Origin of the sequence: Aeoliella sp. (genome assembly GCF_965227375.1) — a bacterium.
Taxonomy (GTDB): domain Bacteria; phylum Planctomycetota; class Planctomycetia; order Pirellulales; family Lacipirellulaceae; genus Aeoliella.
The window spans coordinates 1,527,800-1,549,281 of sequence record NZ_CBDDFX010000001.1 but is presented as its reverse complement, the minus strand read 5'-3'; the positions used below and the strand labels follow the sequence as shown (position 1 = coordinate 1,549,281).

The 21,482-nt window shown below is 60.8% G+C and carries 14 protein-coding genes; 6 read left to right on the top strand and 8 right to left on the bottom strand.

Annotated elements, in window-relative coordinates; genetic code table 11:
* The first annotated feature begins 61 nt into the window (after nucleotides 1-61).
* Complete coding sequence (locus ACQK2L_RS06415) at nucleotides 62-862, top strand: YhfC family glutamic-type intramembrane protease (RefSeq protein ID WP_425396107.1); 801 nt, start codon at nucleotides 62-64, stop codon at nucleotides 860-862.
* Between the two features lie 40 nt (nucleotides 863-902).
* Here ACQK2L_RS06415 and ACQK2L_RS06410 read toward each other — a convergent pair whose 3' ends face one another.
* On the bottom strand, nucleotides 903-1,961 hold the full coding sequence (locus tag ACQK2L_RS06410) for a hypothetical protein (RefSeq protein ID WP_425396106.1): 1,059 nt from the start codon (nucleotides 1,959-1,961) through the stop codon (nucleotides 903-905).
* 26 nt (nucleotides 1,962-1,987) lie between these two features.
* A complete protein-coding gene (locus tag ACQK2L_RS06405) occupies nucleotides 1,988-3,064 on the bottom strand; it encodes a hypothetical protein (protein ID WP_425396105.1) in 1,077 nt (358 codons plus the stop codon).
* A 523-nt stretch (nucleotides 3,065-3,587) separates the two neighbouring features.
* Here ACQK2L_RS06405 and ACQK2L_RS06400 point away from each other — a divergent pair.
* The 4 genes from ACQK2L_RS06400 to ACQK2L_RS06385 all read left to right on the top strand — a co-directional run bounded on the left by ACQK2L_RS06400 (nucleotide 3,588) and on the right by ACQK2L_RS06385 (nucleotide 12,885).
* Entirely contained in the window at nucleotides 3,588-5,192 is a 1,605-nt protein-coding gene (locus tag ACQK2L_RS06400) for an AMP-dependent synthetase/ligase (protein WP_425396104.1), read from the top strand.
* Between the two features lie 136 nt (nucleotides 5,193-5,328).
* Nucleotides 5,329-6,282, top strand: coding sequence for a C-terminal binding protein (locus tag ACQK2L_RS06395; RefSeq protein WP_425396103.1), 954 nt, complete (start codon nucleotides 5,329-5,331; stop codon nucleotides 6,280-6,282).
* Nucleotides 6,283-6,489: 207 nt separating this feature from the next.
* Nucleotides 6,490-8,442 carry a hypothetical protein gene (locus ACQK2L_RS06390; protein ID WP_425396102.1) on the top strand — a complete coding sequence of 651 codons (1,953 nt, stop codon included), beginning with the start codon at nucleotides 6,490-6,492 and terminating at the stop codon, nucleotides 8,440-8,442.
* A gap of 432 nt (nucleotides 8,443-8,874) precedes the next feature.
* Nucleotides 8,875-12,885: a CotH kinase family protein gene (locus ACQK2L_RS06385; RefSeq protein ID WP_425396101.1), complete on the top strand. Its 4,011-nt coding sequence runs from the start codon at nucleotides 8,875-8,877 to the stop codon at nucleotides 12,883-12,885.
* Between the two features lie 442 nt (nucleotides 12,886-13,327).
* Here the strand turns inward: ACQK2L_RS06385 and ACQK2L_RS06380 are convergent, their stop codons facing one another.
* The 5 genes from ACQK2L_RS06380 to ACQK2L_RS06360 form a co-directional block, all read right to left on the bottom strand.
* Nucleotides 13,328-13,906 carry a DUF3299 domain-containing protein gene (locus ACQK2L_RS06380; protein ID WP_425396100.1) on the bottom strand — a complete coding sequence of 193 codons (579 nt, stop codon included), beginning with the start codon at nucleotides 13,904-13,906 and terminating at the stop codon, nucleotides 13,328-13,330.
* 56 nt (nucleotides 13,907-13,962) lie between these two features.
* Nucleotides 13,963-14,682: a hypothetical protein gene (locus ACQK2L_RS06375; RefSeq protein ID WP_425396099.1), complete on the bottom strand. Its 720-nt coding sequence runs from the start codon at nucleotides 14,680-14,682 to the stop codon at nucleotides 13,963-13,965.
* Nucleotides 14,683-14,746: 64 nt separating this feature from the next.
* Nucleotides 14,747-16,459 (bottom strand): hypothetical protein, encoded by a 1,713-nt coding sequence (locus tag ACQK2L_RS06370; protein ID WP_425396098.1) that lies wholly within the window; start codon nucleotides 16,457-16,459, stop codon nucleotides 14,747-14,749.
* Nucleotides 16,460-16,537: 78 nt separating this feature from the next.
* Nucleotides 16,538-17,872 (bottom strand): ABC transporter permease, encoded by a 1,335-nt coding sequence (locus tag ACQK2L_RS06365; RefSeq protein WP_425396097.1) that lies wholly within the window; start codon nucleotides 17,870-17,872, stop codon nucleotides 16,538-16,540.
* Nucleotides 17,869-18,558 (bottom strand): ABC transporter ATP-binding protein, encoded by a 690-nt coding sequence (locus ACQK2L_RS06360; protein ID WP_425396096.1) that lies wholly within the window; start codon nucleotides 18,556-18,558, stop codon nucleotides 17,869-17,871. The genes ACQK2L_RS06365 and ACQK2L_RS06360 overlap by 4 nt, the downstream gene beginning before the upstream one ends.
* A 281-nt stretch (nucleotides 18,559-18,839) precedes the next feature.
* Here ACQK2L_RS06360 and ACQK2L_RS06355 point away from each other — a divergent pair, with 281 nt between their 5' ends.
* Nucleotides 18,840-20,339, top strand: coding sequence for a DUF3466 family protein (locus tag ACQK2L_RS06355; protein WP_425396095.1), 1,500 nt, complete (start codon nucleotides 18,840-18,842; stop codon nucleotides 20,337-20,339).
* On the opposite strand, the gene ACQK2L_RS06350 is transcribed toward ACQK2L_RS06355, so the two are convergent.
* Nucleotides 20,336-21,454, bottom strand: a complete 1,119-nt coding sequence (locus ACQK2L_RS06350; protein WP_425396094.1) for a CinA family protein — start codon at nucleotides 21,452-21,454, stop codon at nucleotides 20,336-20,338. The genes ACQK2L_RS06355 and ACQK2L_RS06350 overlap by 4 nt on opposite strands.
* Nucleotides 21,455-21,482: the final 28 nt, after the last annotated feature.

The window sequence follows — 21,482 nt, the reverse complement described above, 5'->3', positions numbered from 1 at the left end:
ACCGACTGGGCCTGCCGGGTATGATTAGCGGAGCAGTTGATCCAACCCAAGCGTGGTCGCCATGCTCAGCCCGGTCTCCTATCTGTTTTACTTCCTCGGACCTGTTCTGCTCGCCGTGTGGTGGCGTTGGCGAAGCGGGGCCGAGTGGAGCTTCTTTTTTATCGGCATACCGCTTTTCCTGTTGTCGCAGGTCGGAGTGGTGCTGGTGCAAGGTCTGATGGCCGCCATTGCGGGTGTTGCCGGCGGACAAGAGTATGCGAAAACAGCCGCTCTTATTGGAGCTGGAATTGGCCCCGGGCTGTGCGAGGAATCTTGCCGCGTGCTTGGCTTCTATTGGCTCAGCCGGCGCAGCAAGCCAGCCACGTGGAATCGTGGCTTCATGTACGCCATCGGACATAGCGGCATGGAGACGGTTTTGGTAGGGCTCGGAATACTGGCCGCGCTGGCAGCCGCCGAGTACATGCCGGATAAGCTTCCAGAGTCCGTCGTTCAATCCATCGATGAAATGCGCCAGACGCCGACTTGGAAAGCAACGCTACTGGCTGCGCATCGCCTGTTTGGCGGATTGTTGATCCATGCTACGTTCACGTCACTCGTAGTCCTGTTCATGCAGCACCGCCAGTGGCGGTGGTTGCTGGCGGCCATGGGACTGCACGCGGTGAACAACTGGGTAGCGATTTCGTTGCAGTCGCAATTGGCGCACCTTGGATTCCTGGCCATCTTCACGCTGTGCCTCGTTGCGGTTTACGGAGCGCTACTATGGTGGACCTGGCGGCTGACGCACCACCAACCAGCTCCGACTGCGAATGCTGGAACCACGGCAGACACGACGAGCACTCCCGAAGACTCGCACACGCCCTAGCCGGTGGCACACCTGCCGCCGCGACGAACATAATGGGTGCTCACTCTTGCGATTTCGCGTCCCGCTCGGCGACTCGCTCTCGTAAGTCCTTGACGTAGCTCTCGAGGCCTTCGATTGTCCACTCACCATCAGGCTGATTGATGTAACTCCAAAGTTCCAGCAGCGTGATGCGGAGGTCGCTCGTCAGCAGTTCGCCGTCCACCACTTCAAAGATCTGGACATCGTCCGGCAGCATTGCCTTCGACTCGCCTTCCAACGGAAGCTCGTAGTGGTATCGATGGGAGAACCATGGTTCGACACGTTTTGGCTGCGGATTCCAACGGACGTTTCCGCGCAGGAATTGCACGAATATCACTCGGGGTTCTTCTCGCCAGTCTCTGGGCGCTTGCATCGCGTACCAGATGTTGACTTGGTCGCCGGTGGGTAGTTCCCAGCTTTGTCCTTGCACGCCATCGCTCGTACGTGGCCAAAACCGCACTCCATGGGGGAAGTAAATCGGATCACTCAAGCTCTGCCGCTCCACCCATCGCTGGCCCCACAACTCGGGCCACCTAGGGTGATAGGCTATCTGGTAGGTACTCAAGGCGAACATGGCGGTCAGAAGCAGCATCGTGCCAACGCTGAAGCGCCACTTCAATGGATTCCACACCAAGAACGGGGGTCGTGAAGTCGCGTTTCTGAACCACGCCCTGGCTGGGCCAAGTTCGAGAGACCGAAACACCCAGTACAGCAACAGAGCTACAAGAAGCCACGGGACCAATCCGACGTAGCAACGAAGGACTGAGTAATAGCGTCTCATGCCATCTAAGACCATCACCCAGGCTGGCAAGCCGATCAACCACACGATCAGTACCAATAGCGACATCATCGAGCCTGCGACCCGCGCCCACTCCCGTCGGCGGAACAGTCCCCAAGCAATGGGCAGGAGTACGAACCACACACTCCAGCAGGGCCATTCTTCGGTCCACAAGCTTAGAGCTTGTTTAATCACCGAATAGCAGCTCAACAGCAGCAGCAACCCCGCAATCACACGAACTTCGAGCGGCGCGCGATCGTCGGCTTCGCGTTCCGACTCAGGGGTCTCGGGTGATTCTTGCATGGAGGTATTGTAGACGACCCGTTGTCTTAGCAACCGCTCGCGTCCCGCTCGGCCACTCGCTTGCGTAGGTCATTTACGTAGGTTTCGAGGCCTTTGAGGGTTGGTTCTATGTCGGGGTGGTTTACATAGCTCCAGAGTTCGAGGACTGTGAGTTGCACCTCGCTGGTGCGGAGCTTGCCACCGTAGAACTCGGCAATCTGGACTTTTCCTGGAAAGTCGATCCTTGGTCCGCCGGCCAAACGAAAATTAGCAGTCCATCTTCCTGCCCCTCTCGTGGCCCGCCCATGGGCCAGAGAAACACGCTCGCCGATTACGTCCCAACGATTTATGACAACGTAGCCGAGTGCAGGTTGATCGGAGAATGAGTTACTCAGCACGACGCCGTAGTGTATTTCGCTAGCGTACCTGTCATCTTCGCGGTAGTATGCTCCGCCAGAATCCGTCGAAGGGACGGAGAGAACTGGTTCGGGAAAGTAGAGTGGGTCCGAAAACTCCTGCCTTTCAAGCCAACGCCGTGCTCGTAGTCTACGTACCCCGGGATGCGTCACCGTAACTACCGAGGCGACCGCTAGGATCACGGTGAGGAACAGCAGCGCGCCGAGTCCAAACCGCCAACGCTTCGGACTCCACTCGATGTAGGGAACCGTGGGCCACTGGCGTTGGTAATAGTCGACCACCTTCTTGCTAGCCATATATCGACTGAGATTCCCTGAAACGAATGCCACAACCAACGAATAGGCTACGGCAACCAATTTCTGCTGAGCGCCAGTGGGGCCAAAGTCCTTGCCCAAGAAGAGATCGCCGATACACAGCAACGCTGAGAAGGAACATACAATCAGACTGACGTAGCACACGATGCCAAGCGGAACTGCCACCCACTTGCGCGCCCATCCCCTGCGGCGAAGCAGCCCCCATCCCACCACGCCCAGGCCAACCCACACACCAATCCAAGCATCGCCGTCAACCAATGTGCTGAGAACGAAGCTGACAAGCGACATCGCTCCCAACAAGAGCAGCAACCCTGCAATCACACGAATCCCCAGCGGCGCGCGCTCGGTGGCTGCTTCGCTCTGCGGCTCAAGGGTCTCATGTTCTTCCTGCATGTAGCTATTGTGATCCAACGTGACGTTGGCCGCAAAGTCCTAGCCGGCCGGCACACTTGCCGCCGCGGGTGTCCCCGGCGATGTTCCGAGTTCTTGCGAATCCGGCTACCAACCGACGGGCCGGGCTGGTGTTTTTGCAGCGTGTTTTCCGCAGGCGCAATTTGCTAGCCTCCGCCTCGTTGGGCGCTATAATTACAGTACCGGAACACTTTTCTCACGAAGGAATGGTTCAAGAAGAACTTCCGCTTACTTCTATTTCCCCCTTCTCCTATTCTCTCCCCCACACAGGAGAGGGGGGAATGCAGGTGGAAGTTCTTCTTGAACTGTTCCTGGACGCTTGTCTCGCTAGCATCTCGTCAAGCCGAACTTTTCGAATAGTGATCGCAAGTACGGCGCTGCTAGTCCAAGCTTCCCTCGAGATCACTATCCGAAAAGCTCCGTTTGACAAAGCGCTAGCATGCTCCGCTTGCGTGCGCAGATTCCTCTGGACCTGTTGCCCGCGTTTTCCTAATTTCTCGCCACTATGCGCAAGACTTCCCTCGCCACTGCCACGCGTGCTCGAACGCTCCCCGAGTTGTTCGTGGCGACCGTGCGCCGTCGTCGCCATCAGCCGGCGCTGGGCGTGATCGAGGGTGGGCAGCTCAAGTGGCATACGTGGGAGGAACTCGGTGCGGCCGTCGAGGCTCGCGCGCGGCAGTTCGAGAACCAAGGCATCGGGCGGGGCGAGTTGGTCGTGCAGATCGGCCCGAACAGTGTTGCCTGGGTCGTGAACGACATGGCATTGCACTACGTGGGCGCGGTGCATGTGCCGCTGCACACGACGCTCTCGAAATCGAAACAACAAGAGCTGATCGATCACAGCGGCGCGGAGCACGTGATCGAGCTCTCCGGGGACGCTAACCAGGTCAAGCTCTCCAAACGCTCGAACGAGCGCATCGGCAAGTACATTCCGCCGCACAGCATTTGTGCGCCCGACTCGCTGGCCACCATCCTGTATACGTCCGGCACCACTGGCGAGCCGCGGGGCGTGATGCTCACGCAGAAAAACCTGGTGTCCAACACGGTGGCCTTGAGCGAAGCGGTTGGCAGCCGCAACGAGATGCGGTTGGTGGTGCTGCCGTTCAGTCACATCTACGCCAGAACTTGCGATCTGTATAGCTGGATCGAACGCGGCTCACGGCTGGTGCTATGCGAAGAACCGCGCGAGACGTTCATGCGCGACTGCCAGTTGGTCAAGCCGCTGGTAATCAACGCGGTACCGTACCTGTACCAGAAACTGGTCGACCTGGCCGACGCGGAACTCGAACGGGCGGACGCCGACAAGGCCTCGGGGCCGCCGAAGACAATTCGCGGGCTGCTGGGCGGACGCATCGCCCGCTGCTATTGCGGCGGTGCGGCGCTGGCGCCGAGCGTCGTGGAACGCTTCGCCGAAGAACGCATTCCACTGCTGCCGGGCTACGGCCTTACCGAGGCTTCGCCAGTGGTGACGGTTCCCTCGCACGAGGAACTCGCCCCGTACGCAGTCGGGCGTCCGCTGTCGAACGTGGAAGTGCGATTGGCCGACGACGGCGAGATCCTGGTTCGCGGCCCCAATGTGATGAAGGGTTACTGGCTGAACGAAGCGGCCACCGACGAAGTGCTGCACGACGGCTGGCTCTCCACGGGCGACCTGGGTGAGTGGGACGCCGAAGGGCGGCTGGCGATTGTGGGCCGCAAGAAGGAACTGATGGCTCTGGCGACCGGCAAGAAAATCATTCCGTCGGCCCTGGAAACGCTGGTTTGTGCGTCGCCCTGGATCGAACAGGCGATCGTTATCGGCGAAGGCCAGCGGTACCTATCGGCCATCATCGTGCCGAACCCTAAGCGGATCAAAAGCGAAATTCGCAAGCAGAAACTGTTCGTGTGGTCGAAGAAGCGAGGTGTTTCGCATCCGCGGATTCGCAAAGTCATCGAGCGGGAACTCAACGCCATGCTGGCGCACCTGCCACCGCATCAGCAGGTCAAGAAGTTCGTGATCATCGACCGGGGTTTCTCGATCGACCTGGGCGAAATGACCCCCAAGCTGAGCCTCCGCCGCAAGGTGATCGAGAAAAATTTCGCCAAAGAAATCGCCTCGATGTACTCGTAAGGCGAGCGCTCCAGAAATGTTTCTGGACCGCCAAGCTTGGCGAAGCTGACGCTTGGTACCGTCTTCAAGACCGCACGGGCGGAGGTTAGGATAGCAGTCTCTATCCACCCGACCTCTGACCTCTCCGTTCTTCACCATGCCCCGCGCTCTCTACACCGATTATCCCTGGCCCGACACCTCTGTTGAGCAGTCGATTCTGGACGAGGCCGATTGCCAAATAGTCGAAGCTCCCACGGGCGACGAGGAGACCTTGGCCCGGTTGGCCGTGGACTGCGATGCGATTTTCACTTGCTGGGCGCAGGTGACCGCCAAGGTGCTCGACGCCGCGCCCAACTGCCGGCACGTTTCGCGCACTGGGATTGGCCTCGATAACATCGACGTCGAGCGGGCCACCGAGCGCGGCATGATCGTGACGAACGTGCCCGACTACTGCATTCCGGAGGTAGCCGAGCACACCATGGCGCTCTTGTTCGCTCTGGCTCGCAACATTCACGTCCACCATAAAAACACGCACGCTAATGTGTACGACATCCAGTCGGGCGCGACGATGGAGCGAATGGAAGACCAAACGGTGGGCGTCGTGGGCACCGGGCAGATTGGCAAGGTGTTCATTCAGAAGTGCCTGGGCCTCGGCATGCGGGTCGTGGCCCACAACCGTTCGCAGCAGGTGCCTGCCGGAGTCGAGTGGCGCGGTTTAAATGACCTGCTGGCCGAAAGCGACTACGTAGCGCTGCTCTGCCCGCTGACACCCGAAACGCAGGGCCTGATGAGCGGCGAACAGTTCGCCCGGATGAAAGACTCGGCGTTCCTGATTAACACCTCGCGGGGCGGGCTGGTCGATCACGCGGCGCTGGCCGAGGCGCTCGATGCGGGGCAACTGGCCGGCGCGGGGCTCGATGTGCAGGTTCCCGAACCGCCCGATCTGAACGTGCCGCCGTACAATGATCCGCGTGTGATCGTTACTCCGCATGCGGCATTTCTTTCTACCAGAGCAGTTACCGAACTTCGCACGCGCGTGGCCAGACAGGTAGTAGACTTTCTCCAGGGGCGAACGCCTGAGAACATCGTCAACGCCGACCGCTTGGCGTGAAGTTGTCCTCATAACCGGCAATTTGCCCGGTGCCACCCGCATGTTCGCTACAGTCGGCGCGCGTGCGCAAAGGGTTTTTTGACCCTTGCCCATGCTCGGCCTATATATCTGCGTAGAGATTTTATGTCGCCACAAGACGGGCGGCGGCGCACATCGTGCGTTCCCGCCCCGATGAAACTGCATTAGGAAGGCTCGCGCTACACCAGTATGGACACTTCGAACTCCCCGCCTGAAAGCCCCCCCGAGGGCGCAACTCGCGACTCGCTTCGCGACTTGCGGGAGCGCGCGCAAGCGTCGCTCGAAAAGCAGCGGGAGCGGATGCGAGAACTGGAAGGGAGTTTCTCCGACCGGCTGCAATCGGTGGCCGACGAACTCGCTCAAGAATTGCAGAACGACGAAGGTGCCTCCAGCGACCCGCAGGTGCACGAACAGCACCAGCAGTGGCAACAGGAACTGGCCGAGACCGACGCGGAACTCAACCAGCGGATGGCCGAGCTGGAAGCCAAGCTGAGCGAAGTCGCCGAGCGCGAACTGGAGTTCGAGCAACGTGAGAACGAGCTCGCCGCCCAGGAAGAGTCGCACCGCGAGCAATCGGAGGAAGTTGCCGCCCAGCAGCAGTCGGTCGAGCAGCGCGAAGAACAGCTGGCTAGCGAGCGGCAGTCGCTCGAACAAGGTCAGGCTGAACTGGAGCAAGCACGTGCCGAACTGGATCAGTCGCGCAGTGAGTTGGAGCAAGCACGGGCCGAGTTCGAACAACAGCGAAACGAAACCAATCAAGAGTTGGAGCATCGCCTGGCGGAGCTGGAAGGCCAGCTGGGCGAGCGGCAGGCGGAACTTGATTCGACGAGGGAAGAGCGAGACCGCCTATCGGCCGATCGCGAACAGTTATGTGGCGAGATCGCCCAACTGCAGCAGGAAGCGGAAACGCGGGAAGGAAACTTTGCCGCCGAGCGAGAAGCTTGGCAACAAGCGCAAGCGGGCGACACCGAGCAACTAACGCAGAGAATCGCCGAGCTGGAAGGCCAGCTCGAGAGCGACGCCTCGACGCACCGGCAGCAACAGCAAGCGTTGCAGCAAGAACTGTCTGAAGCGCAGTCGCGGGTCGAGAACCTCGAATCCGCGGCTCAGTCGGCCGAGCAGTCCTCCGCCGAAGCGTCCAACTCGCTGGAAGAAGCCCAGGCCGCCTGGCAGCAGGAACGCGAGGCGATGCTGGCCGAAGAGCAGCGGCTGGCCTCGACGCTCGAGAAGGTGAGCGCGAAGCTGGCCGAAACCGAGGCCAACTCCGAGCCGATGGAGGAGATGCAGAGCAAGTTTGCCCTGGCTCTGGACGACCTGCGCGAACTCCGCGAGCGGAATGCTCAACTGGAACAAGAACTGGCCCACCGACCGGCGCAGGGCGAAGGTGAGTCGGCGGAGTTGATCACACTCCGTGAAGAACGCGACGCGCTGATGGCCGAGGTCGAAGACCTCCGCAACCGGCCGTTGCCGACCGCCGAGTCGGGCGACGAGGCGATGGCCGACTTGCAGCGACGATTCGAAATGGCCGTGGAAGACGTCCGCGAACTCCGCGCCGAGAAAGAGAAGCTCGAAGAGCAACTTGCCAATCGCCCGGCGGGCGGCGGCAGCAGCGGCGGCGGTGAGGAGAAGTGGGAAGATCTGAAACGCAAGCTGTTGATGAGCCTGGAAGACGAGTCGGGCGAGTTGACCGAGGAACGACGCGAAGAACGGGCGTCGATCGAACACACGATCCGCATCACCGACGACGTGGTCGCCGGGAAGGATCGCGAGATTCACCAGCTCCGCGAGCAACTCGAGTCGGTGCCCGAAGCCCCACCTGTCGACCCCGACCAGGACGAAGCAACGGAACAAGCCGTGCAGGCCGCAGTGGACGCCGACGAGGTGATTCAACAGCACCGCGCGAACATGGCGCGACTCGAGGAAGAGCTCACCGAGAAGCTCCGCCAAGCAGAGTTGGAAGTCTCGGTCGAACGAGCCAAGATCGCCCGCGAGCAGACGGAACTGGCCGAGTGGCGAATCGAACTAGAGGCGCTACGCGACTCGCTCCCGCAAAAAGGCTCCGGCGGCTCCGATGGCAATGGCGGCGGAGGCGGAGGCCGCGGCCGTTGGTTCAGAAAAATGGGCCTCGGCGGCGACGAGTGAATTTAGGCTTTAAGCTGTAAGTCCTAAGCCATGAGCCGTATGCTCGAACCAGCGTAGTCCTGCCTATGCTTGGTGCTTTAGTTCGAGCGGCATTTTTTCTAGACGGTCTCGCACGAACTCACGCTACCGAGTATCTATAGTGCGATCTAGTCCCCGCCCAGGCATACGCGGCCAATGCGCGGAGGCGCACTTCTCTCTCGGAAAGCCCAGAAAAAGTAACGTTTTGGGCCTTCGTGGTATCTATAGGGTGCGGGGTCTGAGTAGTTGCCAGGCGTACCGCGACAAACTCTCGTCGTCTATTCGCTGATTCAAAGGGCGAGCCTAGCAGATAGGCTCGCCATCGCTACCGCTGGGATTCTGCACTCTATGACTGTCCGTATCGCTCGAAAGTCGCTTCGGTCGCTTACTTTCGAAAAGCTGGAAACTCGGGTCGTGTTGAGCTCGACCCCCATCATCACGGAATTCGTTGCGTCGAACGACAATTCACTGGACGACGGCGATGGCAACAGCAGTGATTGGATCGAAATCTACAACCCAACCAAGGACGCGATTGACCTGGCCGGCTGGCATCTGACCGACAAGGCCGACAACCTTGATAAGTGGACGTTCCCCAGCCTGTCGCAGTCCATTTTGTCCCCTGGCGAGTACCTTGTCGTCTTTGCGTCCGGCCAGGAGACCGAAACGTACGTTGACCCAGGAGGCAATCTGCACACCGACTTTGCATTGAGCGCGGGCGGTGAGTTCCTGGGGCTGACCGATCCGCTGGAGAACATCGTCTGGTCGTACGCGCCGGAGTACCCGTCGCAACTGACCGATGTCTCCTACGGTGTGAATACACAGGTCGTCGACCTGATCGACGACTCGACGACCACGTCGGCGTGGGTGCCGACATCGGACGTGTTGGATGCGGGCGCGTCACCCGCCTGGACCCAGATCGCATTCGACGATTCGTCGTGGGCGCAGAGCGTAAGCGGCCCCGGTGTGGGATTCGATTCTTCCGCGGGGCAATCGCCTGGGCCCGCCAATGGAGTGGAACTCGGCGACCTGGTGGGCGGCGACCTTACCGACCCAGAGGACGACGGTATTCTGGCGGTTATTTTTGAAGGAGGGTCGTCGAGTAATTCACCCACGGGCGAAGAACCCGCCAGGGCGCTGGACAACACCGACTCGACCAAGTGGTTGGCCTTCGCTCCTTCGGGCACGTACTACGAAATCCACTTCACCGATGGCCTGCCGCGGATTGTCGATGGGTACACGATCACCTCGGCGAACGACGCGTCCAATCGCGACCCCTATAGCTGGACGTTGAGCGGTTCCAACGACGGGGAAACGTATACGGTCGTCGATAGCAGGGATGCTCAGGACTTTGACGACCGCTTTGAGACTAGGCTCTACGAGTTCTCTAGCACCACTGGCTTTAGCTCCTATCGCTTCGACTTCCAGACGGAGTACGGCGTAACCGGTGGCAACATGCCCAACTCGATCCAGATGGCCGAGATTGAGTTGTTCAGTTCGCAGGAATTCAACATGGACCAGCTGGTCGATCTCGACCTGCAGTCCGAGTGGGAGGCAGACCGCAGCAGCATTTACCAGCGCGTCGAATTCAATGTGGCCGACCCGTCGGCGCTCGGCGCGTTGTGGATGGACATGCAATTTAACGACGGCTTTGTCGCGTACCTGAACGGCATGAAGGTCGTGGTGGAGAACGCCCCTTCGCGCCCGAGTTGGCAGTCGCTCGCCCTGGAGCAGCGCGAAGACTCCGAGGCATTCAGTCCCAAGCGTTTCGACCTGAGCGCGTTTCACGACCTGCTGGTGTCGGGCAACAACGTGCTGGCGATCCACGCGCTGAACGACAACGAATTCAGCAGCGAGTTGCTCTCGCGACCGCAGCTATCCGCAGCGTTATTAGACATGTCGGCGGCGACGGAGTTCTACTACGAAACCCCCACGCCCGGCGCGCCGAACGGAGAAGGGAACCTCGGATTTGTGAGCACGCCGGCGTTTAGTGTGCCGCACGGTTTCTACAATAGCGAGTTTAGCCTCTCAATCAGCACCGAAACGCCCGACGCGCTGATCTACTACACCACCAACGGCGACACACCGACACCTGAGTCCGGCTTGCTGTACACGGACCCCATCACCATCGACGGCACCACGGCCATCCTCGCTGCCGCCTTTCAGGAGGGCTACTACGATTCCACGGTTGTCGGCAGCACGTACGTGTTCGTCAGCGACGTGGTATCGCAGAGCTATTCGTCCACGCTCGCTGCAGGGTTCCCAACCAGCTGGGGGAGCGTCTCACCCGACTATGGCATGGACCCCGACGTGATCGGCAACTTCGACGGCGCAGGCAGCTCGCTGGGCGGCGACCTGTTCGGCGGCCAGTACGCCAGCACGATCCAAAGCGACCTGCTCGCGATCCCCACGCTTTCGATCGTGATGGAAACCGAAGAGTTGTTCGGACCCGACGGGATCTACACCCAGTCGACCAATGGCGGCGTGGCTTACGAGCGAGCGACATCGGTTGAACTCATCTATCCGGATGGGACCGAGGGTTTTCAGGTTAACGCGGGCATTCGCATGCAGGGCGGCGCCTTCCGCCGCCACGACCTGAGCAAGAAGCACTCGTTCCGCCTGTTGTTCAAGGACGACTACGGTCCGACGAAGCTCGATTTCCCATTGTTTGGGGAAGACGCCGTGGCCAGCTTCGACACCATCACGCTGCGGATGGAATCGAACGACGGCTACGCGTGGGACGGCGCCGGCACGCGTCCCCAATACGCACGCGACGCATTCGCGAGCAGGACGCTGGCCGCCCTGGGGCAAGTCGCTTCGCACAGCAACCGAGTGCATCTCTATATCAACGGCATCTACTGGGGCGTCTACAACCCGACCGAGCGTCCCGACGCCTCGTTCGCGGCAATGTACTTCGGTGGGGATAAGGACAACTTGGACGCGATCAACGATGGCAGTCCCACCGATGGCGACCTGGACGCTTGGAACGCGATGGTCGCACTGGCACAACAGGCGGGCAGCGGATCTGCCAGCTCGCGTGCCGCCGCGTACCAGCGCCTGCAGGGCGCTAATCCCGATGGTTCGAACAACCCCGCCTATGAAGACTACTTGGACATCGACAACTACATCGACTACTTGATGGTCAACTTCTACGGCGGCAATGTCGACTGGCCCCACCGCAACTGGTATGCAGTCAGAGAGCGGGGCCTGGACAGCACCGGCTTCAAGTTCGTGAGTTGGGACGCCGAGTCGACCATGAACCTGTTCGGCTCCGACATCAACACCAACCGACTGGGCGCCAATGTAGAGGCGGCGCAGCCCTACAGCTACCTGAGAAACAACGAGGAATTCCGCATCCGGTTTGCCGACCACGCACACCGCGCCTTATTCAACGACGGTGCCCTGACTCCCGACGAAGCCATCGCTCGGTACGAGGCGCTGCTAGCCGACATGCAGCACGCCATCGTGGCCGAGAGCGCCCGCTGGGGCGACATGCACCGCAGTACCCCATTGACCAAGGCGCAGTGGGAGGCGGAAGGGCAGTCGGTGATCGACACCTTCCTGACCGGTCGGACCGATGTGTTTCTCAACCAGTTGCGTTCCGCCAACCTGTACCCTTCCGTCGACGCCCCCGTGTTCAGCCAGCACGGCGGCCCGGTCCCCGCGGGCGGTATCGAGCTGGGCATCACTAGTACTGAAGGCGTCATCTACTACACGCTCGATGGTTCAGATCCTCGAGCAACCGGGGGAGGCGTCGCGGGGCAGACCTACACCGCGCCGGTGGCAGTAACACCCGGCGTCACGGTCAAGTCGCGCACGCTCAGTGGTGGTGAGTGGTCGGCGCTAAACGAGGCGACCTTCGAAGCGCAGCCGCTTCCCGGAGACTACGATGGCAATGGTACGGTCGAGCAGGCCGACTACCTCGCTTGGCGAAGCCAGTTCGGCTCGCAGGTGCCCACTCCTGGCACAGGCGCCGATGGCAACCAGGACGGCGTCGTTAACCTGGCCGACTACACGATCTGGCGAAACAACTTGGGTGCCTCTGTCGCGCCCAGTCAATCGGCGTCCCTACAGGTATCCTCTTCAGACCCAGCATTGGCGGCCGTCACGAGTTCGGCTGCCGAAACAGTCGACCAAGAACTGCAAGGAGTGTCGCCTGCACAGCTGCCCTATTCTATCGCCCTGAAAGCGACTGTCGGCGGAGCTGCAGGTCCGGCTAAGCAATCCTGGAGTTCCGCACGGGTCGACGTTGCTCTTCAGTTGTTGTATCTAAACCAGCAACAAGAGCAGCCAGACAATCAGAGCCCGGCGAATCTAGCAGGCGTTGATAGTAGCCTGGGCGACGAGGGGTACGATACGTCCGCCGAATTGCATGCCGTGGAAGAAGTGTTCGCTGATTTGGCAACGGAGTTCATTCTGGGGCTGTGATCAGGCAGTGACGTGACTTGCTACCACGCGGATCCCTCAAAATCGCTCCTGTAAAAAAATCGCCGTAGAATCCGCGTTCTGATTTGATCTAATAGAGAGAGCTGCTTCGCAGTTGGGTGGGACCGGTGTGCGCGTTTGGTGACTCGAGCGCTCGTTCAACGGTGTGAACGGCGACTATCGGGGTTTTGTCCTCCTGTAAAACCACCAGGGACAAAACCCTTTGGGCCCGTTTGCAAGGTGGTTCTTGTAAACCGTTGTCGCAAAACGACTTGCGTCAACGGGCCGAGTTCTCCGTGGACGGAGTTTTGGTACCACGGATGAAAATCGGGGAACTACTCAGCGTGGGCGAAATCGTAAATCGCTGGAGGGTAACGACTTATGGAGACGGAGCATTTTGGGTTTTGGTCCAGGTGGGACAAAACGTTGCATGGCGGGGTGGGGTCTATTTGACCTTTTCGCCGCGCATCAGGAAGACGGCGCGGGTTACTCCGTCGAACTCCAGTGGGTCGACAACGAACTCGCCTTCGACGGAGACCGGTTTGGTGGAGAACGTGGCCGTGCGGCCGGGCGTCATTTCGATGCGGATGCAATCGTAGAGCGCCGCGCCGGGTCCAAAGCAGCACTCCTGATTGTCGCGCACCAGCACAAAGGCCTTGAGCCCCTCGCGCTGCATGGTGGGATAGATATAGCCGCGAATGCGAATCCGCTGGCCGACCAGGTCTTCGATCTCCTCGGTCAGCATGTCGCGCTCGTACGGCGCGTCGGGCTCGATGTCGAACTTGATGTCGTCGAACGTTTTGTCGACGATTCGCGACGACTTCGTGGCCGCAGGTTTGGTGGCTGCAGATGTTTGGTCGTCCGACGCGCTGGCGTTGGAGACCTGCTCGGCGCTGGGCATGGTGTAGTAGGTCTCTTCCGGCTCGCAGCCCGCGATGAGCAAGAGAGCTAGCACCGCCACCACGCCGGATGCGTGCTGCCGTGGAGGCATGGTGAGCCACTTTTCGCGTTGTGGAAGTTTCATCTCAGCCATCACATCCATTGTCGGCGATTGGAGGCAAGCGAAACCAGCGAACCTGTCTACTCGACGTAGTCGGCTTCCAAAAAGTAAACGGGATACTGAGCGCCACGACCCAAGTTTTGAGGAGCGCATTTCAAATGGCCCCCCACGCGAAACACGCCAGCATCGTAGTCGATCGCCTTGGTTCCCGGATTGAGCTGCACGGCAACTTGATCCCAGTATTTAACCGACTGCAGGTCGCCAAAGCAGCATGTGTTGTTGTCGCGGACCAGCAGGAACTTGTCGATGTTCTTCCGGCCTGGGGCCGAGTCGGGACGGATGTAACCCTTGATGAACACCTTTTGGCCAAGTTGATCCGCCGCGTCCTCGGGAATGGGCCGACGCGCGAGTTCGTCCTTCTTGTCGGGCTTGAGCGTCTGGAACGAAATTCGGCTGTAACCATCGGGCACCTCCGTGGCGTGCTTCACCGCTGCGATGCCCACCCCAGCGACCAGCAAGTTCGCGGACATCAACAACCCAAACAGTGCGAAGCCCTTGCCGGTGTAGATATCGCGATTGTTGTTGATTTTGCGAATCGCCAGCAGCGACATCACGATGCCCAGCGCCGGGATCGCGGATACCAGGATAGCGACATCCAGAAAGTCGGTGAATGCCAGTATGAACAGCGACACGAGCCCTAACAACGCCGAAACCAACGCCCCCGAGTAGATGGCGCGATAGTCGATCGCGGCGTCTTCTTCGCTGCGCTTGGCCGGAGGATCAAGGACGGTTGTGCTCATGGGATTAGGTGAGTAAGTGAGTAAGTGAGTAGGTGAGGAAGTGAAGGGTTAGTATATGTGTAGCTTAATTGCCGCTGCGGAGTACCAGCCATACCAGGGCGATCATCAAGGCGGCCGCCACGAGTGGGATACCGATGACCAACGCCGGGTCGGGCTCTTTTTCAAGGGCTTCGGCCTCCGCTACGTTTGTCACAGGCTGCGTGGTTTCGGACTCGCTCTCGGCAGGCTCGAAGGTTTCGTCGATGTTGTTGGTTTCGTCAGGCTCGTCGGTCTCGGCTTTGGCCACCAAGGTTGTCACCGGAGCCTCGTCCGTCGCGACGTCCGCTGCGGGATCGGATTCGTCAGGCTCGTCGTCGGTCGGCTGCTCTATTGTATCCTCGGTGTCCGTGGAGACGGCTACTTGTTCTACGGTCTCCGACGGCAATGGTTCTGCGGTGTTTTCCGCCTCGTTTTCCGCTTCGTTGGGCGAGTTCAGCGGCGGGGCCTGGTCGGGTGGGCGGCTGCCGGCGCGGGCGAAGCCCAGGAAGCCGAACGACATCAGGCTCCGCGCCCTTTTCACCGTTTCCGGCTCGAGCTTTTCGATCTTCTCCAGCGCTTCGGTTGCCCGCTGGCCCACTTCGCCTTCCTGTTGCGAGGCCTGATCCAGGTAGGCCACGATCGGCTCTTTGACGTACGTCTTGGGGTCGGCTTCGCTGAACATGGTTACCAGGCGGTCGAGCACCGTCCAGTCCTGCCATCGCGAGAGATCGCGGACCGCCTGCTCGGCAAAGTCGGGCTTCTCGAGCACCAACCGCATCGACTGCTTCAAGCGGTCCATCGAGACTTCGTCGGTTTCCTCGGCCAGGAACCGCAGCGCGAGCAGCAGCCCGTACACCTTGGTGGGGTCTTCGGTCGGATCCTGGAGGAACTCTTCGTCGAGCCGATCGAGTCCATCGGCGCCGGTGAGTTTCAGGTAGCAACCCACCATGGCGTTGAAGCCGAGTTGCTTCTGGCGTTGCTGCATGGCGACCATCTCGGGCAGGATGGGCAGCGTGATGCCGCCGCCCAGGCCGAGGCTCATGGCAGCCGAGGCTTCGGCCGTGGCCTTCAGCACCCGCCCGTCGGCCAGCATCATTCGCTCCAGCTTGGCCACGTCCTGGTCGTCGCCCACGATGCCGAGCATCACGAAGTACAAGCTACGGCGGCTGGGGCTCACTTGCGGGTCTTCGATCCACTGCCACAGTTGGTCGCGGTCGATCTTATCGGCGATGGCCACCACGTCGGGGTACGGGGTACGGGCGAACTCGTCGTACGAGTCTTGCGCGAGCAGTGGGTCGGCGTGCTCCAGGTAGTCGTAGAAGTACTGCGAACGCCCGGGGCCCTTCTCCGGCAACGCGCGAATCTCCTGCACGTACTTCACCGCGGCGTCGCTCAGCGGAACGGGAATGTTCCAATCGAGCTCTTCGCTGCCGATGCCGCGGATCAGGTAGGTTTGTCCTTGGATCGGTTCGCCGAAGAACACTGCTTCGACTTGCTCGGCGCCGCCGAGCAGCTTTTCGCCCAGCAGCACTTTCTCGATGCGAAACTTGGCCTTGCCGGTGTCGGGATCGATGATGCCGCCGGGAGGGGCATCGCCTTCGGCGTCGACCAGCTTGGCGAGCACCACGACGTCGCTGCCGTCCATCTCCTCGGTCAGGGTGGCTTTCTCCACCGTGCAGTAGGGACACGCCAGCAGTGGGCCAGCGACGAGAGCCAGCACGGTCAGGACGAGCAGCGGGATTTGGAGGGAGCGGTTCATGGGGTTCGTTTCGCGGAGAGGGGGCAGTGCGAATCGTGGGAGGGACCTGTCAGGAAGGGGCCCTTCATTGTACCCAATCTATCGCGTACCGCTGAGAGCTTTTGCCACATCGGTTCGATAGGCAGTTATAGCAGGCAGAATTCCCGCCAAAATGGCCAAAAGCACCAGCGATGGCAGGACAATTAGCTCCTTGGGGTCCACCGCTAGCATGTCCAGCGGCACGCCAGTTTTGATTTCGACGTAGGGGCTCGCCAGGCCCACCATCAGATGACCCAGCACCCAACCAGCCAGACCACCCAGCAGCGCGAGCAGCACCGCCTCGAGCAGCACGATACTTTGCACCGCTCCGCGACTGGCCCCCAAGGCCCGCATCACCGCGATGTCGTGAGCCCGATCGGACATCGAATTGTAAATGCTAACCAGGATACCAATGGCAGCCACCAGCACGATCAACGCCGTGAGGACCAACAGCACGGTGCGCACCGGACCGACGATGTTCTCCAGCATCTGCGTGACCACTTCGCTGGGCGGCACCGCTTGGGTGCCGCTGCCCGACTTGTTGATGCTGAAGTTAAGTTCCATCGCCTCGGTCGGGCCCTTGGCGAGCACCAGAATGGAGGTCACCTCGCGCTGGGCTTCGGGCAGGGGCTCGAGTTCGTTGCCTTCGTTATCGTAGCCAACCGTCGGAGCGCCGGGCTCTGGCACCGTGCTGGCCTCGGTGTCGTCGGCGTTCTTGGGCTTGGCGGAGAGCGAGTGATTCGGCATCAGGTAGAAGCCTTCCATATTCACATACACGGCGCGGTCGTTGGCCGTTCCGGTCGGCTTCAGAATACCTACAACCTCAAAGGACTCCTCATGCTCGTCTTCCGGATTGCCGCCGAGACCGTGGGTCGGATTGACCTTGTCGCCGACCTTGATCTTGCCCTGCCTGGCGATCACCGAGCCGATCACTGCCTCGCGAAATTTCTCGCGTTTGAAGTTGCGTCCTTCGGAGAACTCATAAGGCGTCACCCCATCGTACTTCAGCTTTTCGAACAGGTCGGGCGTGGTGCCGATAGCGCGGTACTTGTAGTCGCCCACCACGAACGTATCGCCCAAGCAATAAGGAATCGCTGCATCGGTGTATTTGGCGTACTCGCCATCGACGAACTTGCGGTAATAGGCGTACGAAATGGGATAGAGCGGCTTGCCCAGGTGATACACGGTGCTCATCACCAGCTCGGTCCGTCCGCCAGTGCCGCCAACGATGAAGTGATAGCCTTGCGCGTCTTGCTCGAATTGCTCGACCGCCACGCGATGGATCACCAGCACCATGATCACTGCCGCTACGCCGAGCGCCATCGACAGTCCCGTGAGGAACGACGCCAGCGGGCGTTCGCACATGTTTCGCCAGGCGATGGAGAGGAAGTTCATGCCGCGCTCACCACTCGGTTAAGGTCTTCCAGGGCCACCACGTGTTCGAACTGGTTCGATACTTCCGGCGAGTGGGTCACCATCAGCATGGCGACTTTTTCGTTGTTGCACACGTCGCGCAGCATGTCGACCACTTGTTGCTGGTGGCCAGGATCGATGTTGGCCGTGGGCTCGTCGGCCAACAGCAGCACCGGCTTGTTCACCAATGCCCGAGCCACGGCGGTACGTTGTTGTTCGCCGACGCTCAGGTGGGCCGGTTTGTGGTTCAGGCGGTGCCCCAGGCCGACCTGTTCGAGCAGCTCAACGGCCCGGTCGCGATCCTTTGGCCGCTTGGTAAAGGTCATGCCGAGCATCACGTTCTCCAGGGCGGTGAAGGCCGGCAGCAGATTGAATGTTTGAAACACGTAGCCAATGTTGTTCGCGCGAAACTTGTCGCGTCCCGCTTCCGGCAACCGGTGAAGCTGCACCGGCCCGAAGTGGATTTCACCCGAATCGATCGGCATCAGCCCGGCGATCGAGTGCAGCAGCGTGGTCTTGCCACAACCGCTCCGCCCGCGAATCACCACCTGGTCGCCCGGCCGGATGGCGAAGTGCTCGATGTCGAGAATGGGCAGCCGCTCGCCGCTCGGCTCGCGGTAGCTCTTCTGCACCTGCTTTAGCTCGACGAGGTACGGGGAGTCGGACATGGGGGGATTGCGTGGTGGAGGGTCTGAAACCCGCGGCTTCCGCCGCGGGCGATGGTGGGAGACCGTCTATCATAACGCCGCGCGGGCGTGGGCGAAAATGGCCACTGGGGGCCGGAGACCAGCGCGATATCGCGCTTCTTGGGTGTACGTGGCGGATTTACGAGAAGTTCATGAAGTCGACCGAACCTCGACCACTATTCTTAGCGGCACAGTCTCAATTCGCACCGCAATGGCCCATGGATTAGGATACGAAGTCAGAAAACTCCCACCGAGACGAGCTCATGATGACTGCATATCGACTCGCCTTCTTGACGCTGCTCATCGCCTTCGGCGCGTGCACCACCGCCGATGCGGTTGCGTTTCTTCAAGTCCATGGCGGCCCCAGCTATGATCCCGGCCAGGGCAATGGGTACCTCCACCCCTTCGGTGGCTTGCAGGCGACCGACAGTGGCATCGCGATCAGTAGCTTCGTCAGATACGACGCCGGCGTCGCTGAGAGCCGACGCGCCATGCATTGGGGGCCGACTACCGGACCGAGCGAACTCGCCTACCTCAGTGTGGATTCCCAAGGAGCGCCCTACAGCGAGATTACCGCGATCAATAGTAGCGGAATGATGGTTGGTGCGGCGAACAAGTTTGTTGACGGAGTATCGCAGAAGATACGAGCGGTGCGCTGGGATGCGACAGGAACGGAGGTTACGGAGTTGGACTTCATCGCGGAGAACATCAACCCCATCTCTCACTTGGGCTACGCCACGGCCATCAATGACAGCGGGCTGACCGTGGGTTGGTCAACCAAGACGGGGCCAACCGGTTCGTTGGGGCGGCGGGCGGTGCGGTGGGAGCCCGATGGCACTGCCGTGACCGAGTTAGGGAACCTCGGTACGCGAGATGGATCGACTCGCAGCGAAGCACTTATCGTGAACGATGATGGAATCATTGCCGGCTACGCCGAGAAGTACGCGGACGGCGTCGCCATCGGAATTCGGGCTATTCGTTGGGATACCGACAGCACGGAAGCCGTCGAGTTGGGAGATCTTGGCACGGACGGTCGCGGATTTACGGAGAGTTATGTTACAGACATCAACGACGAAGGAACCATTGTTGGCTGGGCAAGGAAAGTTGAGGGTAGTTCCTTACGCTTGGCGCGGGGCGTGCGGTGGGAAGCGGGGCAAACAACCGCAACCGAACTCGGCACACTGAGCGCACAAAGCACTTCGGCAAGAAGCTTCGCCTTGAGCATCAACGACGAAGGCACGTCGGTGGGCTGGTCGACAAAACACATCGGCTCCGCGTCTCGAGGCACGCGCGGTGTCCGCTGGGACGCCTCGACCACAACGCCCACGGAGCTAGGCAGTCTCGGCACCGACTCCAGCGGACGCACGGCAAGCATTGCCTATCAAATCAATTCTCGCGGTGTAGCCGTTGGCTACGCCCAGAAGTATGAGTCGGAAAACCTGGTCGGCGATCGCGCTGTTGCCTGGGGGGCCGATGCAAGCGCACTGGACCTTAACACGCTAATCGACCCCAACAGCGGCTGGACATTGGAGCGAGCCTTCGATATCAGCGACAGCGGTTGGATCACCGGTGTCGGGATGTTCGATCCGGGTGGCGACCAGACGGCCTACGAACGTGCGTTCCTGATGCGTCTACCAGCAACCTACATTCCCGAGCCTGCCATGGGGCCGATACTGGCCCTAGCCGCTGTGGCAGTATGCCTTGCAGCTTGGCCGAGGAGGGCGTTCGCACGCGTACCGACCCCGCAAGCCAGCGGCCACTAACCTTCGCCGCGGAGCTTGGTGCTCGAAACGTCGTTGCGGAAGGTCGATTCGGGGACCGACGAGCTGATGGTCATGAGGCTTTTCGGCAGGCCCAGGGTTTCGAGCGTGTAGTAGCCGTCGTCGAGTTCGCGGCCGAACACCAGGAAGCTGGCGCCCAGGTCGGTGAGTTCGGCGATGGCCGAGTCGCGGGCGGAGATGCTGCCGCCGTAGTACTTGGCGTCGCCGATCCGCATGATGGTGTCGGCGCCGCAAACGAATGGCACTTCGGGATACATGCGGGCCTTCTCCACGAACGTCGCTGCGCGGGTGAGCACCAGCGGCTTGTCTTCGAACTGCAGGGCGCGGGACTCGATCTCCACGTAGTCGAGCGGCGGCTTGTCCACGTTGGCGATCGACAGCTCGAACAGCACGTGGCAGTCGAGCAACTGCTCGGCGATGGCGGCCATCTCGACATGGCCTGCGTGCAGCGGATTGAACGCACCGGGGAACAGGGCAATCGAATCGGTGGCGCCGCGGCAGTTCATCTCCACGCACGACTGCTCTCCCGTGAGCAGCGTTCGCCAGGCGGGCAGCGCCTCGACGCGGCGGCGGACCACCTTTTCGTCTTCGGCCAGTTCGAGTTCGAACGAAGGCTGAAGGCCCGCCGCTTCGGCCGCTGCGTACAGCACGAGTTCAGCGGCCAGTTGCTCTTCCTGCTCGCGAGTGCGCTCGCCTTTGTTCAAGACGAGTGTCAGCGCGCAGGTGCTGCTCACCGTTTGAAACGCCACGTGCACACGGTGTGGGCCCTTCTTCGGTCGGTCGGATGCCAGCGACGCGGTGGCGGCTACGCCGGCCAGAGCGAAGCCGGTGGTGCTGAGCTGCCGCGCGCGCATGTAAGCGGCCATGGCCATCGCTCGAGCGGTCCGCTCGCTGCACGCTTGCTCGGGCTGGGCGCCGAGCCATTGGGCGAGCGCCTGGGGGCTGTAAGGAACCTGGGCGTCGAGCACGGTGCGCGAGCCGCCGGGCACCGAGAGTACGTCGCCAATGGCCGAAGCCCCGCCTCCAGTGGTGGCCAGGACGAACTCGAACTCGGCGGAGTGGATGGCTTCGATGCGTGAACGGATCTGAGGATTCATACGGCGATTCGAAAGTTGCGGGTTGTGC

Coding starts and splice junctions, on each gene's coding strand:
- ACQK2L_RS06365 (WP_425396097.1), bottom strand. CDS start 17,872: ATGAACTTCCTCTCCATCGCCTGGCGAAACATGTGCGAACGCCCGCTG.
- ACQK2L_RS06375 (WP_425396099.1), bottom strand. CDS start 14,682: ATGAGCACAACCGTCCTTGATCCTCCGGCCAAGCGCAGCGAAGAAGAC.
- ACQK2L_RS06395 (WP_425396103.1), top strand. CDS start 5,329: ATGCCCCGCGCTCTCTACACCGATTATCCCTGGCCCGACACCTCTGTT.
- ACQK2L_RS06405 (WP_425396105.1), bottom strand. CDS start 3,064: ATGCAGGAAGAACATGAGACCCTTGAGCCGCAGAGCGAAGCAGCCACC.
- ACQK2L_RS06355 (WP_425396095.1), top strand. CDS start 18,840: ATGATGACTGCATATCGACTCGCCTTCTTGACGCTGCTCATCGCCTTC.
- ACQK2L_RS06410 (WP_425396106.1), bottom strand. CDS start 1,961: ATGCAAGAATCACCCGAGACCCCTGAGTCGGAACGCGAAGCCGACGAT.
- ACQK2L_RS06350 (WP_425396094.1), bottom strand. CDS start 21,454: ATGAATCCTCAGATCCGTTCACGCATCGAAGCCATCCACTCCGCCGAG.
- ACQK2L_RS06360 (WP_425396096.1), bottom strand. CDS start 18,558: ATGTCCGACTCCCCGTACCTCGTCGAGCTAAAGCAGGTGCAGAAGAGC.
- ACQK2L_RS06380 (WP_425396100.1), bottom strand. CDS start 13,906: ATGAAACTTCCACAACGCGAAAAGTGGCTCACCATGCCTCCACGGCAG.
- ACQK2L_RS06400 (WP_425396104.1), top strand. CDS start 3,588: ATGCGCAAGACTTCCCTCGCCACTGCCACGCGTGCTCGAACGCTCCCC.
- ACQK2L_RS06415 (WP_425396107.1), top strand. CDS start 62: ATGCTCAGCCCGGTCTCCTATCTGTTTTACTTCCTCGGACCTGTTCTG.
- ACQK2L_RS06370 (WP_425396098.1), bottom strand. CDS start 16,459: ATGAACCGCTCCCTCCAAATCCCGCTGCTCGTCCTGACCGTGCTGGCT.
- ACQK2L_RS06390 (WP_425396102.1), top strand. CDS start 6,490: ATGGACACTTCGAACTCCCCGCCTGAAAGCCCCCCCGAGGGCGCAACT.